Here is a 15,086-nt window from a genome sequence, read left to right on the forward strand (position 1 = left end):
GAATAATTAATGAGCATGTTTTTTTGACATAATATATTCGCTTAAAGCTAAGAATACAGTAGAAGCAATAAATGTCATATGTATAATAATTTGCCATTTTATAGTTTCAAAATTAACTTCAGAAATGTCAATAAAGGAACGGAGCAAGTGAATACTGGAAATGCCTATTAAGGAGCTGGCAAGTTTTACTTTTATAGTACCGGGATCGATATGATCGAGCCAGTCTGGTTTGTCATCATGGTTATCCAAATTGAGTTTACTTACAAATGTTGCATAACCCCCAATAATAACCATGGCAATCAGATTGGCCACCATTGTGAAATCAACAAGAGACAGTATGCCAAGTATTAATTGTTGCTCTGTAAAAGTATTTGTAGAAGCAACAATATGAATGAGCTCCTTTATAAATTTATACGAGTAAATAATTTGCACGACTATTAATCCAAAATAAAGCGGCGCTTGTAACCATCTACTTGCAAATATGACGTATTCTAAACCCATTTCAAATTTCATTCTTGCTGTGTACAATTTTTTTTGCTGTTCCATTTGTTACTTTAATCCTAAATAAAAATTCAATAAAATAAATTCATCAATTATAAAATATGCTCGCACACCCACTTTGCGTAATACGTAACAATTAAGTCGGCGCCGGCTCTTTTCATTGCAATAAGTGATTCAAATACAGCTGATTTTTCATCAATAATATTTTGCTGCGCCGCATTTTTTAACATCGCATATTCACCACTCACTTGATAAATAGCAATGGGAACTTCACATTGAGCTTTTATTTTTGCTACGATATCCAAGTAGGGCATACCTGGTTTAATCATGATCATATCAGCACCTTCTTCAATATCAAGCTGTGCTTCTCGAATTCCTTCCCGGGCATTACAAGGATTTAATTGATATGTTTTTTTATCTAACCCTCTTGCGCCCGATGCAATAGCTTCACGGAACGGACCATAAAAAGCAGAAGCAAATTTGGCACTATAGGATAAAATACTTGTTCCAATATAACCCTCTTTATCAAGTGCATAACGTATAGCTCCAATGCGGCCGTCCATCATGTCGCTTGGGCAAACAAAGTCCACACCGCATGCGGCATAGGACAAGGATTGCATGCAAAGGGCTTCTACTGTTTCGTCATTTAAAACCTCACCATTTTCATGAATAATTCCATCGTGTCCATGAGTGGTAAAGGGATCTAAGGCTATATCTGCAAATAAAATAATTTCAGGAGCGATTTCTTTTATTTTTCGAATGGTACATTGCATAAGTCCATCGGGATTATAAGACTCTTTGCCAAAAGGATCTTTTTTGTTTTTATCTGTAACAGGAAAGAGCATGATACCATGAATTCCTAGGTCTTGAATTTGTTTTATTTCAGCAGATAGTTCATCAAAAGGAATTCTTGAAATACCGGGAAGGCTCGGAATATCGTAACGACTTGTACCCTTTTCTGAAACAAATAGGGGATAAATAAGATCGGATTTGAGCAATTGATATTCTTGAACCAAGGAGCGAATTTGCGCATTTTTACGCAGACGACGGGGACGGATATGCGCGTTTCCAATTTTAAGATCTGGAAATAATTGATAATGAGACATTTATTGCTCCATTTTATTGCGTTTTAAATGTGTTTTCGACCTAGATTGCTGAATCTGGCGAAGCACGATAAGTATGATCATTAGGAGTTTGTGAAGCAAGTATTTTACAACCTGCTCCATAAAGTTTTTTTGTTCTATCTTTGCAGGAATAGCCCCTATAGGTTATATTTACTAATGCTTAGTGAGATTAACATGTGATCACTACACATCCTTTGGAGAAGATCTATGCCACTTGTTCCTATAGTTGTTGAGCAAACCAATCGCGGAGAACGTTCTTACGATGTGTGGTCGCGCCTTCTGAAAGATCGTATTGTATTTTTAGGTACTCCCGTATATGACGAAGTGGCAAACTTGATTGTTGCGCAACTTCTTTTTCTTGAATCTCAAGATCCTGAAAAGGATATTAGTTTTTATATTAATAGCCCAGGTGGGAGTGTGACTGCGGGTTTAGCAATTTACGATGCCATGCAAGTGATTCGTCCGCAAGTACGTACTTTTTGTGTGGGGCAATGTGCGAGTATGGGTGCCTTGTTGCTCTCAGCGGGAGCCAAAGGGAAGCGCTTTGCTCTCCCCAATAGCCGTGTCATGATTCATCAACCCCATGGTGGAGCGGGTGGACAAGCTACGGATATTGCGATTCAAGCCAAAGAAATTATTTCCCTTAAAAAGCGATTAACTGAAATATTAGCCGCTCATACAGGAAAAAAAGTTTCTGAAATTGAAGCTGATGCGGATAGAGATTTCTTTATGTCCGCGGCGGAAGCTAAGGAGTATGGCTTGGTTGACGATATTTTAATGCCGAGGTCTGACCGAGTTGCTTTTACAGGTCTGTGATAAAGGTAGTGAACTGTTATGATTAAAAATCGAATGAAATTTTCATCTGGACGCGGCGGCTCTGGCAGCTCACATGGACTTCATTGTAGCTTTTGTGGAAAAAGCCAAAGAGAAGTTAAAAAATTGATTGCTGGACCTAATGTTTACATATGCGATGAATGTATTGAACTCTGTAATGAAATTATTGCGGAGGAAATGGAAAAGGATGATGCTAACCAAATCGCGGAAGGTGTTCCTAGTCCAAACGAAATTAAAAAAGTTCTAGATGAATATGTCATTGGACAAGAAAGAGCTAAAAAAGTACTTTCTGTTGCTGTTCATAACCATTATAAACGTATAGAGCATGGTTCAAATGCAAATAAAGAAGATGTAGAATTAGCAAAAAGTAACATTTTGCTAATTGGTCCTACGGGTTCTGGTAAAACCTTACTTGCTCAGAGTATGGCGCGCATTTTACAAGTTCCTTTTACTATTGCCGATGCAACAAACCTAACAGAAGCCGGTTATGTTGGTGAAGATGTTGAAAATATTATACTCAATCTTCTGCAAGCGGCCGAATTCGATGTCGAGCAAGCGCAAAAAGGCATTGCCTACGTCGATGAAATCGACAAAATCGCCCGTAAAGGTGAAAATACTTCAATTACCAGAGATGTTTCTGGTGAGGGCGTGCAACAAGCCTTATTAAAACTTTTAGAAGGTACTGTTGCCAATGTCCCTCCTCGTGGGGGGCGCAAACACCCTCAACAAGAGTTTTTGCAGGTTGATACCACAAATATTCTATTTATTTGCGGCGGTGCTTTTGCGGGACTTGAAGAAATCATCCGTAATCGAATGGAACAAACGGCTATGGGCTTTGGTGCCGACATTAAAAATAAATCAAAAATGTCTGTAACCGATCTTTTTGCGAAAGTACGTGTTGAAGACTTATTGAAATTTGGCATGATTCCCGAATTTATGGGACGTTTGCCTGTTATTGTTACTTTAGCTGAGTTGGATGAATCGGCTCTTGTGCAGGTTTTAACGCAGCCTAAAAACTCTATTATTAAACAATTTCAAAAGTTGTTTAGTTATGAGCGTGTTGCTTTAGAATTTACCCCCGAAGCATTAACGGCTGTGTCTCAGGAAGCCATTAAACGTAAGACGGGTGCTCGTGGTTTGCGCGCCATTCTGGAAGACGTCATGCTTGAAACCATGTTTGATATTCCAGGACAACGTAACGTCAAGCAAATTATTGTCACTCCGGAATGTATTCGTGAAGGAAAAATGCCCGATCGTGTTTTATTAACTGATGAAGAAGTTCAACAGAGACAAGAACAAAGAGCGCGTGCTCAATCTACTGTTTCAAATACGGCTTCAACAACCGCAGCAAAAGCAAAATCCTCCGCAAAAAAATAATTTTTTAATTATTTTTTTGCGTGTAAATTTTTCAACTCTGAAAAATTTTCCTCTATGTCCTGCCATTTTTGCGACTCACAAGCTTTATCAATTTCTGTAAAAATAAATAAGTGAATATAAAAAATAGAAAAGGATAAAGCAGTCGAGGGATTTATGTTATGTCGCAAGGAATTGATAAAGTAGCAGATTGTCTTCCTTTATTACCTTTAAAAGATATTGTGGTATTTCCACAAATGATATTGCCTGTTTTTGTGTCAGAAGACATCTGTATGCGGGCAGTGGAAGCGGCGTGTGCTAAAGATCGCTTTATTTTTCTTTCCGCTTTTCGCTCTGAAATCAATAGAGAGCATGATGCCTTCTTTGAGCTCCGTGTTTCAACGCCTCCCCCCTTTGATGTCTATGATGTTGGCACTGTGGCTACGGTGATGCGGACGCGTAAACTTCCCGATGGACGGACAAAAGTATTAATTCAAGGCGTCTCTCGCGCCATGATTTTAGGTTTAAAGCAATCCGATCCTTATCCCGTTGTTAGCATGAAGCTCTTATTAGATAAAGAAAGTTCACAGGAAGGCGAAGCACTTTGTCGTTCTGTAAAGGAACAACTCGAAAAAATTGTTCCGTTAGGGCGTTCCATTTCTCCTGATTTATTAATGCTTATTGAAGATGTGACCGATGTGGGTCGTTTGGCGAACTTAGTGGCAAGTAATTTAGGATTAAAAATTGTTGAAGCACAGAAAGTTTTAGCCACTTCAGATCCTTTTGAGCGCCTAAGGAAAGTACATACATTATTATTGCGTGAACTTGAATCTTATAATTATCAGTCGCGTAGTTTTAATCAGTCAAAAGAAGAATCCGTAAAAAGTCAAAGGGAACAATATTTAAGGGAACAACTGAAAGCTTTAAAGCATGAACTCGGTGAGCTTGATGGAAAAGAAGAAATTGAAGATTTAAAAGATAAAATACTAAAAGCAGGTATGACTCCCGAAGCACAAACCGAGTGTTTAAAACAAGCGCGGCGTTTAGAACGCATGAATCAAGATTCCAGTGAAGCGACGCTAACGCGTACGTATTTAGAATGGATGATTGATATTCCATGGGTTAAAATCAGTGAAACAAAAATTGATATGTCGCACTGTAAGAAAATTCTAGATGAAGATCATTATGGCTTAGATAAAATAAAAGATCGTATTTTAGAATATATTGCGGTTAAAAAATTAAATCCGGAACTCAAAGGACCTATCCTTTGTTTTGTTGGGCCACCTGGAGTGGGTAAAACAAGCTTAGGACGAAGCATTGCGAGAGCCCTTGGCAGAAAGTTTGTTCGCATTAGTTTAGGCGGAGTTCGTGATGAAGCAGAAATTAGAGGACATCGCAGAACTTATGTTGGAGCCATGCCGGGAAGAATTATTCAAACTTTGAAGACTGTGGGAACGCGCAATCCTGTCATGATGCTTGATGAAATTGATAAACTTGGATCTGATTATAAAGGCGACCCTGCCAGTGCTCTTCTTGAAGTTCTTGACCCAGAACAAAATCATACATTTTCCGATCACTATATCTCTGTTCCCTTTGATTTAAGCCAAATTATATTTTTAGCTAATGCCAACAGGTTGGATACGATTCCAGCGGCGCTACGTGATCGGTTAGAAATAATTGAGGTCAGCGGTTATAGCGAAGAAGAAAAAACGGAGATCACGCGGCAGTATATTATTCCAAAAGTCATAGAACAAAATGGATTGAACACGGAATTAGTTCAATTTCAAGATACGGCTGTGAATTTAGTTATCAATGCTTATACCAGAGAGTCAGGATTGAGAAGTTTAGAGAAGCATATTGCAACTATTACAAGAAAATTGGCACGGTATATTGCAGAAAATGATGAAAAAGGAAAAGATCGCAAGCTTGTTAAAGTAACGGCTAAAATGGCTAAAGAATTGCTGGGTGAAGAACGTTACTTTAATGATGATCACGATATTTACAAACAAAGAGTGGGCGTGGGCGTAGGGCTTGCATATACACAAGCCGGTGGTGAAATTTTACAACTTGAAGTTAAACTTATGAAAGGCTCTGGAAAGCTGACATTAACGGGACAGCTTGGAGATGTGATGAAAGAATCGGCACAAACAGCTTTAAGTTGTGTGCGCAGTTTAGCAGCGCACTTTCAAATCGATGGGGATCTTTTTACAAATCAGGACATTCATTTGCATGTTCCTGCAGGAGCGATTCCTAAGGATGGACCCAGTGCCGGTATTGCTATAGCTGTTGCTTTGGTTTCTGCTTTTTCAAATAAGACGGTGCGCCAAGATGTAGCTGTGACAGGAGAAATTACGTTGCATGGTCGTGTATTGCCGATTGGTGGTGTGCGTGAAAAAGTATTAGCCGCGCTAAGAGCAGGGATTCGCAAAGTTTGTCTTCCTGAAAAAAATAAAGGTTCTTTTGCAGAATTGCCTTTAACAATTCGAAGAAGAATTGATGTGCGTTTTGTCTCTACTTTAGAGGATGTGATCAAAGAGTGCTTTGATCAAGGGACTGATCATGAAAATGTTGAAAAAAATCAAAATGTAAAAGATATTGATTTATTAAATAATGAAAATATATCAAGTATTGATGGATAATTAATCATTAAAATAAAAAGTCTCTGAATTATATTTTACAAAAAAAATATTACTATAAATTTTAATATTAAATTTTTTAAATTGGAGAATAAATTTATTTAAAAATATACTGATTCTTCTTTTTTAAAATAAATATATGCATAGAAAACCATTAAATTTAAGCATATAAACATGTAAATTATTGAGGTTGAATAAAATATAGTAATAATTTATGTTCCCTTTGGCTTTTCTGCCATTTGAAAACTTTTTTGAAAGGAAATTCACTATGTCAATATCAGTCAGAATTAGAGCTGGTTCAAACATGCAAAATTCTAGCGTATATGCTGAGGGTTCTGAATTTCATATTATCACAGATTCAGAAAGATATTCATTTAATATTGGTAGTGATGCAGATTTAAAAAATGCTGTAGGGAAATATTTTGGTAAAAATCCAAATGATGCCTATTTACATAGTCCTACTCCATGGGGCGATTTATATAAAACTTATGGCTGGCCTCAAACTCAAACTAATTTGACTGTGGCAAGTTCAACTATAGCGGAAATCACCTCAGAACCTTCCATAGTAAAAACGCAAACATTTAAAAACAATAGCAGTGTTGCAGGAACATTTGATGTGAGTATTTCGGAAGAAGTTTCAAATACAGTTGAAAGCAATTGGAATAATAGTTCTAGTGTAAGTTTTGGACAGTCTATTAGTTATAATGTTTCTTTTTTAGGAACAGGAGGTGGCGGTGAAACAAGTTTTGGGTTTGAACAAACTTGGGGAAAAGGAGGTTCTAATAGTAAATCTGTTACTGTAGGTTCTTCTTCTGGTGTTACTGTATTATTACAACCCGGAGAGTCTGTAAAATCTATTTTGACCGCAACTCGTGGATATATGAATGTACGTCTCGTTTACAGAGCAAATTTAAGTGGAACTTGTGCTGTAAACTACAACCCCACATTTCAAGGTCATCATTTTTGGGGATTAGGAATTAATAATGTAGTCAATGCAGCAGGAAGTTCAAATAATGTCCAAATTGTAGAAGATATAAAAATAGGATATTATTCTGATTCCGAACTTATTTTAGAAGATTTAAATGGTAATAGAAGAATTTATCATTTCGCAATTCCAGGCATGCCTCCAGCGGGCAAAAGTGCTCCAACTTCATCTCGAGAAGCAACTCTTTAATTCAAACTTTTCGCAATATCCTCACCGACAGCTAAGGAAGATGTGAGACCTGGAGATTCAAATCCTAATAAATGAATGGATTGTGAATTTCCATTTTCTATTTTTAAAATATGAAAATCTTCTTCCTCTTTATTATTTATAAAGAGTTTAGGTCGTATCCCAATATAATTTTGAGTTAAATCATTGAATTCAAGCGAAGGAATTAGCTTTTTACCTTCATTAAAAAATATATTTTTTACATTATCTTCTTTATCAAAAAATTGACATAATGAGGGATCGTTTGCTTCATGAGATTCGGCAAATGTCCAATCGGAATCGGGACCTAATTTTACTTTTCCGTCGAGTTCCATTGTTGTATGTATACCAACACAATCTTTATCGGGAAGGGGATAAATAAGTTTATCAAAATAGTGATTGTATTTTGAAGATAGCGAATAATAACGTCCCCGACATGCCTTGTTTTTATAGATTTCATTAGGATAAAATTGATTGGCAATTTTTGCAGAGGAAAGACCACCTGCATTTATAAAATATTGACATTTCATATAGTAGGAGTTTTTATATTCATCATGGGCTTCAAAAAGAATATGATCCTTATTCACTTCTAGAATTTTTTGAAATGAATTTTTGTAGGCAAGAAATACATTATTTTCTTTTGCCATTCTTTCTAGTGTTTGTAAAAATTTATGGCTATCAAAAATTCCTGTTTCTGGTGAATAAAGCGCATTTTTAAAATGGCTTAATTTTGCTTCTTTGTTAAGTTGCTGTGTCGACAGTAATTCAAGATTGACACCATTATCTGCTGCTTTTTTTTGCAATTGAAATAGAGCGGCATTCTGTTCTTCGGAAGTGCTTACAATATATTTCCCACACATTAAGTGAGGAATAGAATATTCTTTACAAAAATCATATAATAATTTTTTTCCTTTTATACAATATTTAGCTTTTAATGAATTTTTATTATAGTAAATTCCAGCATGAATAACTTCACTATTTCGTGAGGATGTTTCCCTACCAAATCCATCGTGATTTTCCAACAGTGCGACCGATTTTTTGGGATACATTTTTGCAATATGTGCCGCAATTGATAACCCTATTACGCCTGCTCCGATAATAATAACGTCGTTGTGAAAAATTTCTTGAGTCATTTTATTTTTCTCCTAATTGCTCCTTATTTATATTTAAAATAAAAATAAGATATTTTATAAATTCGATAAGAAAGAGTTTAAAAATGTAATTTATCATTTTTTAAAATATATTCAATTCAATTTGAATGAAATAAATTGTATTCAATTTGAAAATAAATAGCTTTAAAAACGAAAAGCTCTATGGTTTGCCGTTTTATTAAGCATTCATTACATAGGATATAGATATTTTATGCTAGTTATTAGAAAATATTATTATTTAAAAAATGAAACAAATTATTTGAAATATTATTATTTTATAATTATATAAATTGTTTCTTCATCTTTATAAAAAAATGAAGAAACAAAATAATTTAATTATAAATTTTTTTTTAATTTTAATGGGAGATTAACATGAAAATTAAAGTATTCCTTTCTGTTTTGAGTGCTTGTTTTATGGCATCAAATGTTTATGCCGAAGAGACAAAAGTAACTAATAATAACCAAAATTCAGAAAGTGATTTTGATGTTATCATAAGCGGGGGATACTCAAGCCTCACCGGGTTTCAAAAGGCAAACGACTATGCCTTTCAAATTCCAAATATGACCGGGTATAATTTGGGAGTGGATTTTTATACATCATTTGGCAGTGGTTTGATTGCTCCTGTCGTTGGTGGCGGTGCTAACTTTTTATATGCTTCAGGCAGGAATGAACCTTCGAATAACCAGTATCTCAATCTTGCAATAGGTGATTTATCGGCCGTGATTCGCGGTGGTGCGAAATTTAATTTATCAAAAGATTTTGAACTTGTTACTGTTGTAAATCTTGGTATTAGTATGATACAATATTATAATAAAAAAGCATTAAATACTTCCGACGTTGATGCTGATTATCTCAGTTGCTGCTATTTCGGTTTTACTGCCGTAGGTAGTTATCGAATTGCTGAAGACATCAGCATTGGTGCGGGATATACGTTCAACCAAAGATATTTTTCTGTAAAAAGCAAATATGATGACTATGATAAGCTCATTTCAGCTCAAGAAAACTCCATAAACGCGATCATTGAATTTAAGTTATAATTCATACTATTGGCACCCTATTTTACCTGTGTTAATTGAAAGACACACCTTTGTTTAATTAAAGGTGTGTTTATTGTTATCATCATCAATTTAAAGCAGGATTCAAAATGGACTTAAATCAGAAAATAGGTGTGCTTTTGGTAAATGTGGGCACTCCCGATGCTCCTGAAACCTCGGCGGTGAGGCGATATCTAAAAGAATTTCTCTCCGATCCTAGAGTCATTGATATTCCTGCCTTTGCTCGATTTTTACTTCTACGTCTGATTATTTTACCCTTTCGAAGTTCAAAATCGGCTCATGCTTATAAAACAGTTTGGCTCCCCGAGGGTTCCCCTTTAATGATTCACAGCCAAAGTTTGGGGAAAAATGTATCAGAAATATTAGGTGATCATTATTTTATCGAAGTGTGTATGCGCTATCAAAATCCGTCTCTTGAAACAGCTATAAAAAATTTAATTGCCAAGGGTGTAAATAAAATAGTTGTTTTCCCACTTTTTCCTCAATATTCATCTGCTGCAACGGGAACTGTTTTTGAAAAAGTAGGAGAAATTGCTAATAAAATGTGGAACGTTCCGCCCCTTGTTTACGTTCCTTCTTTTTATAATCATCCTGGATTTATAGAAAGTTTTTCTCAAGTAGCAACACCTTTATTAAATGAATTTCAGCCCGATTTTGTTTTGTTTAGTTATCATGGATTGCCCGAAAGACACGTCAAAAAATCCGATCAATCTCATGGAAAATACTGTCTTGCAGATATTAAATGTTGTGACAAAATAGTGCATGCAAATTCTTATTGCTACAGAGCGCAATGTTACGCTACGACAAAAGCGATTGTAAAGAGTTTAGGATTATCTAAGGAGGGTTATACCACTTCTTTTCAATCAAGATTAGGCAAAAGCCCTTGGATAAAGCCCTATACCGATCTTGTTTTGCCCGAATTGGCGCAAAAAGGCGTGAAGCGGATTGCGGTTATGTGTCCTGCGTTTGTAGCTGATTGTCTTGAAACGTTGGAAGAAATTAAAATTCGCGCCAAGGAACAGTGGCTTTCTTTAGGAGGAGAGGACTTAACTTTGGTTCCTTCTTTAAATTCTCACCCCTATTGGTCCGATGTGGTGGCAAAAATGATTCAAAGTGCAGCCCGTTAATATGTTTTCAAAGGAAAGCAAATGAATTCAGAAAAATTCCAAAGTTCTTGGCCTCTTGAGCCGATGGGGGATCAACCTCAAGCCATTCAAAAGTTGGTTGAGGGGCTGAATAATGGTGTTTCTGAGCAAATTCTGCTTGGTGTCACAGGTTCAGGTAAAACATTTACAATTACCAATGTGATTGCCCAAACTCAACGTCCCACTCTTGTTATTGCTCACAATAAAACACTTGCGGCACAGCTATTTCAAGAATTTAAAGAGCTTTTTCCTAATAATGCCATAGAATATTTTATTAGTTATTATGATTATTATCAACCTGAAGCTTATGTGCCTAGCACCGATACCTTTATTGATAAAACCGCATCTATAAATGATGACATTGATAAAATGCGCCACAGCGCCACAAAAGCGTTATTTGAGCGGCGTGATGTTATAATTGTCAGTTCTGTCAGTTGTATTTATGGATTAGGTGCGCCCGATGCCTATTTAAATTCCAGAATTATTTTAGAGTTAAATAAAAAGTTATCCCGCGACGATTTTATTCGTCAATTATTATCAATTCAATATACGAGAAATGATATTTCCTTAGAGCGCGGTAAATTTCGCGTGCGCGGTGATATTGTTGAAGTTGTTCCTGCCAATGAAAATGAAAAGGCAGTTCGCATTCAATTTTGGGGTGATGAAATTGAAAAAATTTCAACAATTGATGCTTTAAGAGGAACTGTTTTTGAAAAAATTCATAAAATAGGAATTTATCCAGCATCACACTATGTTCTCAATAAAGATGAAATTGAAACAATTGTTGCTCATATTACTAAAGATTTATTAATTAAATTAGATGAATTTAAAAGTCAGGGAAAATTAATTGAGGCACAAAGATTAGAACAGCGCACATTACATGATATAGAAATGATCCGAGAAATTGGATATTGCCAAGGGATAGAAAATTATTCTCGTTACCTTGATGGTCGTAATCCGGGAGAACCTCCTTCAACATTACTTGATTATTTCCCTAAGGATTATCTTCTTGTCATTGATGAAAGTCATGTCACTGTGCCTCAAATTGGCGGCATGTACAGGGGAGACAAAGCTCGTAAAGAAACATTGGTGCAATATGGCTTTCGTTTACCTTCCGCTTTAGATAATCGCCCTTTAAATTTTGAAGAATTTAAATTGAGGATGGGACAAACGATTTATGTTTCCGCAACGCCTGCTAAATATGAAATGGAGCATGCAGGGCAAGATATTGTGGAACAAATTATTCGTCCTACGGGTCTCATCGATCCTATTATTGATATAAAGCCTGCTAAGGGACAAATAGATGATCTTTTATTTGAAATAAAAGAAACTGTTGCTAAAAAATCTCGAGTTCTTGTGACAACATTAACAAAAAAAATGGCAGAAAATATCACCTCTTATTTTGCTGATTTCAATATTAAAATAAAATATTTGCATTCTGAAATTCAAAGTATTGAAAGGGTGGAAATATTAAGGGATTTACGCCTTGGTGTATTTGATGTTTTGGTGGGAATTAATTTGTTACGTGAAGGATTAGATTTACCTGAAGTGGCTTTAGTTGCTATATTAGATGCAGATAAAGAAGGATTTTTGAGAAGCCGCACCAGTTTAATCCAAACCGTGGGACGTGCCGCACGTAATGCTAATGGGCGTGTTATTTTATATGCAGATAAGGTGACAGACAGCATTCAGTTTTGTATTGATGAAACAAATAGAAGAAGAATCAAGCAATACGAATATAATAAATTAAATAATATTACACCTCAATCTATAATTAAGAAAATTCCTGAAAATCTAAAAAAATTATATAATTTAGATTTCGGTGATGAGTATCAAGAGAAATTATTACAAGCAATTTCTTATATTGGGGATGTAAAAATTTTAAAAGACCCCAAAAAATTAGAAAAAAACATTCAAAAACTATCTAAGGAAATGCTTAAAGCATCTCAGCGTATGGAGTTTGAATTAGCTGCCGACTTGCGCGATAAAATGAATTTATTAAAGGAACAATTACTATTATTGTCTGGTGATGTTTAAATGGAATCAATAGAATATCAAAATTTAAAACTCATTCTTTCATGGAATGGAGAAAAATTTAGTGGCTATCAATATCAGCCCCATGCTTTTACTGTGCAAGAAGCAATTACAAATGCTTGGCATATTTTAACTAAAGAAACGGTAAAATTACAAGGATGTAGTCGTCTCGATGCCGGTGTTCATGCACAACATTATGTGTTAAATCTACACACTATGACAAAATTATCTGTAGAAAGAATTATTAAAGGTTTAAATGGAATTTTACATTCTAATTTAGCTTTAGATATTAGTGTTTATCAGGGGTGTTTTACAAATTCTGATTTTCACGCGCGCTTTCATTCCAAAGGAAAGCATTATCGATATTTAATTTGGTACGGATTTTCCGAACACACATTTTTAACAAAACGCTGTTGGCATGTGCGCGCCAAGCTTTCTTTAGAAGATATTCAAGAGGCTTTAAACCAATTTATTGGAAATCATGATTTTGCCGCTTTTCGGTCTTCAGACTGTTCAGCAAAAACCACAGTGAGAAATATTTATCAAATAGATTCGTGGATACATCCCCTTTATCCTGAAATGTTGGTTGTTGATATTTGGGGAGATGGTTTTTTAAAAAATATGATTCGCAATATTGTGGGAACTGGTGTTGATATGGCGACAGGCAAGCTTCATAAGAATACCATAACCGAAGCTTTTCAATTAAAAGATCGCAATAAAACAGGAATGTGTGCACCTGCTTGGGCTTTAACGTTAATGCATGTTTTTTATGAAAAAAATGAAATGGAAATGGCAATTAAGAAATCAGGACGTTATTTGGTACCTTGTTAATTTAAGAATATCATTGTGTCATCAATCTTTTTTTCTAGTTACTTTTATCCTCCTTTATCAAAATTTTTCCTAGTAATATAATTTCAGTGAAACAAAATAAAAAATGTTCTTTGCTAGAGGCTATTATTGACTCATAAGCACAAAAATCATAAAAAAATAAAAGTACTTATTGTTGATGATTCCATTTCCATGCGTAAATTTTTTACGAGTTTATTGTCCTATGATAATTCTATTGAAGTCGTAGGTACCGCTCCCGATCCCTTAGTCGCTTTAGAAATGCTTATCGATTTAAAGCCTGATGTCATGACTCTTGATCTTCATATGCCTAAAATGGATGGTCTTACATTTTTAGAAGAAATCATGGCAAAAAATCCAATACCGACAATAATTGTGAGTAGCTATGCCAAAGATAATTCTGATAATGCTCTCCGTGCTTTGAGCTTAGGTGCCCTTGATATTTTTCCAAAACAAGTGCTTTCTCCGGGTATGGATGTGGAACCTATTGCAAGAGCTTTTATTGCAAAAATTAAAGCAGCAGCACTTGCCGTCATGAAAAATCAAATTTTAAAAATCCAAGTGATTAAGCAAGAGCCTATTCAAAAATTACCAACAAAATTAAAAATAAAAATCATAGCCATTGCCGCATCGACAGGAGGGACTGAAGCTTTAAAAGTCATATTATCCCGACTGCCGCCGAATATACCTGGAATTTTAATTGTGCAACATATGTCAGCAGAGTTTTTAATTTCTTTTGCAAAATCATTATCAAAGTTCTGTCAGTTTGAACTTAAGTTGGCAGAGAATAATGATGCTATTTTTCCAGGTAGGGCACTACTTGCTCCTGGTGATAAGCATATGGAGTTGGTGCGCAATCAAAATGAATATGTTGTCAGACTAAAAGAAGGTCCCTTAATTCACGGTGTCCGTCCCTCGGCAAACCCTCTGTTCTCCTCTGTCGCTCGCAATGTAGGAAAAAACGCTTTGGGAATTATTTTAACGGGAATGGGGTCGGATGGTGCTACGGGGATGCTTGAAATGAAAAAAGCAGGAGGCTTTAATATTGCACAAGATGAAAACACAAGTGTGATATTTGGTATGCCTAAAGTAGCAATTGCAACAGGCGGAATTGATGTCGTGTTACCTTTGCATAATATTGCCGATAGAATAGTTGAGGAATGTTTAAAAATTGAAATTAATAATGATATTTAATGTTTATTTTTTTAGTTAAGTTT

The 15,086-nt window shown here is 35.4% G+C and carries 12 protein-coding genes; 9 read left to right on the forward strand and 3 right to left on the reverse strand.

Features of this window, described 5'->3' with window-relative positions; genetic code table 11:
* Nucleotides 1-6 precede the first annotated feature (6 nt).
* Complete coding sequence (locus AXG55_RS06475) at nucleotides 7-546, reverse strand: TIGR00645 family protein (protein WP_233231422.1); 540 nt, start codon at nucleotides 544-546, stop codon at nucleotides 7-9.
* Between the two features lie 47 nt (nucleotides 547-593).
* Complete coding sequence (gene hemB / locus AXG55_RS06480) at nucleotides 594-1,607, reverse strand: porphobilinogen synthase (RefSeq protein ID WP_148697317.1); 1,014 nt, start codon at nucleotides 1,605-1,607, stop codon at nucleotides 594-596.
* Between the two features lie 225 nt (nucleotides 1,608-1,832).
* On the opposite strand from hemB, the gene clpP reads away from it, so the two are divergent.
* The 4 genes from clpP (at nucleotide 1,833) to AXG55_RS06500 (ending at nucleotide 7,622) form a co-directional block, all read left to right on the forward strand.
* Nucleotides 1,833-2,441, forward strand: a complete 609-nt coding sequence (gene clpP / locus AXG55_RS06485) for an ATP-dependent Clp endopeptidase proteolytic subunit ClpP (RefSeq protein WP_148697318.1) — start codon at nucleotides 1,833-1,835, stop codon at nucleotides 2,439-2,441.
* 18 nt (nucleotides 2,442-2,459) lie between these two features.
* On the forward strand, nucleotides 2,460-3,836 hold the full coding sequence (gene clpX, locus AXG55_RS06490) for an ATP-dependent Clp protease ATP-binding subunit ClpX (protein ID WP_272866915.1): 1,377 nt from the start codon (nucleotides 2,460-2,462) through the stop codon (nucleotides 3,834-3,836).
* A 158-nt stretch (nucleotides 3,837-3,994) separates the two neighbouring features.
* Nucleotides 3,995-6,451 carry an endopeptidase La gene (lon, locus tag AXG55_RS06495; protein WP_148697319.1) on the forward strand — a complete coding sequence of 819 codons (2,457 nt, stop codon included), beginning with the start codon at nucleotides 3,995-3,997 and terminating at the stop codon, nucleotides 6,449-6,451.
* 265 nt (nucleotides 6,452-6,716) lie between these two features.
* Nucleotides 6,717-7,622, forward strand: a complete 906-nt coding sequence (locus AXG55_RS06500) for a hypothetical protein (protein WP_233231423.1) — start codon at nucleotides 6,717-6,719, stop codon at nucleotides 7,620-7,622.
* Here the strand turns inward: AXG55_RS06500 and AXG55_RS06505 are convergent.
* A complete protein-coding gene (locus tag AXG55_RS06505; RefSeq protein WP_148697320.1) occupies nucleotides 7,619-8,770 on the reverse strand; it encodes an NAD(P)/FAD-dependent oxidoreductase in 1,152 nt (383 codons plus the stop codon). The two genes, AXG55_RS06500 and AXG55_RS06505, sit on opposite strands and share 4 nt — an antisense overlap.
* A 390-nt stretch (nucleotides 8,771-9,160) precedes the next feature.
* Here AXG55_RS06505 and AXG55_RS06510 point away from each other — a divergent pair, with 390 nt between their 5' ends.
* The 5 genes from AXG55_RS06510 (at nucleotide 9,161) to AXG55_RS06530 (ending at nucleotide 15,063) form a co-directional block, all read left to right on the forward strand.
* Nucleotides 9,161-9,826, forward strand: coding sequence for a hypothetical protein (locus AXG55_RS06510; RefSeq protein WP_148697321.1), 666 nt, complete (start codon nucleotides 9,161-9,163; stop codon nucleotides 9,824-9,826).
* A gap of 107 nt (nucleotides 9,827-9,933) precedes the next feature.
* A complete protein-coding gene (gene hemH, locus AXG55_RS06515) occupies nucleotides 9,934-10,971 on the forward strand; it encodes a ferrochelatase (RefSeq protein ID WP_148697322.1) in 1,038 nt (345 codons plus the stop codon).
* A 21-nt stretch (nucleotides 10,972-10,992) separates the two neighbouring features.
* Entirely contained in the window at nucleotides 10,993-13,026 is a 2,034-nt protein-coding gene (gene uvrB / locus AXG55_RS06520; protein ID WP_148697323.1) for an excinuclease ABC subunit UvrB, read from the forward strand.
* Nucleotides 13,027-13,854: a tRNA pseudouridine(38-40) synthase TruA gene (gene truA, locus AXG55_RS06525; protein ID WP_148697324.1), complete on the forward strand. Its 828-nt coding sequence runs from the start codon at nucleotides 13,027-13,029 to the stop codon at nucleotides 13,852-13,854. It abuts the gene before it with no gap.
* Nucleotides 13,855-13,980: 126 nt separating this feature from the next.
* Nucleotides 13,981-15,063, forward strand: a complete 1,083-nt coding sequence (locus AXG55_RS06530; protein WP_233231424.1) for a protein-glutamate methylesterase/protein-glutamine glutaminase — start codon at nucleotides 13,981-13,983, stop codon at nucleotides 15,061-15,063.
* Nucleotides 15,064-15,086 lie beyond the last annotated feature (23 nt).

The sequence above is a fragment of the Silvanigrella aquatica genome (assembly GCF_001907975.1).
In the GTDB taxonomy this organism is placed as follows: Bacteria; Bdellovibrionota_B; Oligoflexia; order Silvanigrellales; family Silvanigrellaceae; genus Silvanigrella; species Silvanigrella aquatica.

Excerpts from the sequence above, each read along its gene's own strand:
- AXG55_RS06475 (WP_233231422.1), bottom strand. The coding sequence starts at position 546 with ATGGAACAGCAAAAAAAATTGTACACAGCAAGAATGAAATTTGAAATG.
- hemB (WP_148697317.1), bottom strand. The coding sequence starts at position 1,607 with ATGTCTCATTATCAATTATTTCCAGATCTTAAAATTGGAAACGCGCAT.
- clpP (WP_148697318.1), top strand. The coding sequence starts at position 1,833 with ATGCCACTTGTTCCTATAGTTGTTGAGCAAACCAATCGCGGAGAACGT.
- clpX (WP_272866915.1), top strand. The coding sequence starts at position 2,460 with ATGATTAAAAATCGAATGAAATTTTCATCTGGACGCGGCGGCTCTGGC.
- lon (WP_148697319.1), top strand. The coding sequence starts at position 3,995 with ATGTCGCAAGGAATTGATAAAGTAGCAGATTGTCTTCCTTTATTACCT.
- AXG55_RS06500 (WP_233231423.1), top strand. The coding sequence starts at position 6,717 with ATGTCAATATCAGTCAGAATTAGAGCTGGTTCAAACATGCAAAATTCT.
- AXG55_RS06505 (WP_148697320.1), bottom strand. The coding sequence starts at position 8,770 with ATGACTCAAGAAATTTTTCACAACGACGTTATTATTATCGGAGCAGGC.
- AXG55_RS06510 (WP_148697321.1), top strand. The coding sequence starts at position 9,161 with ATGAAAATTAAAGTATTCCTTTCTGTTTTGAGTGCTTGTTTTATGGCA.
- hemH (WP_148697322.1), top strand. The coding sequence starts at position 9,934 with ATGGACTTAAATCAGAAAATAGGTGTGCTTTTGGTAAATGTGGGCACT.
- uvrB (WP_148697323.1), top strand. The coding sequence starts at position 10,993 with ATGAATTCAGAAAAATTCCAAAGTTCTTGGCCTCTTGAGCCGATGGGG.
- truA (WP_148697324.1), top strand. The coding sequence starts at position 13,027 with ATGGAATCAATAGAATATCAAAATTTAAAACTCATTCTTTCATGGAAT.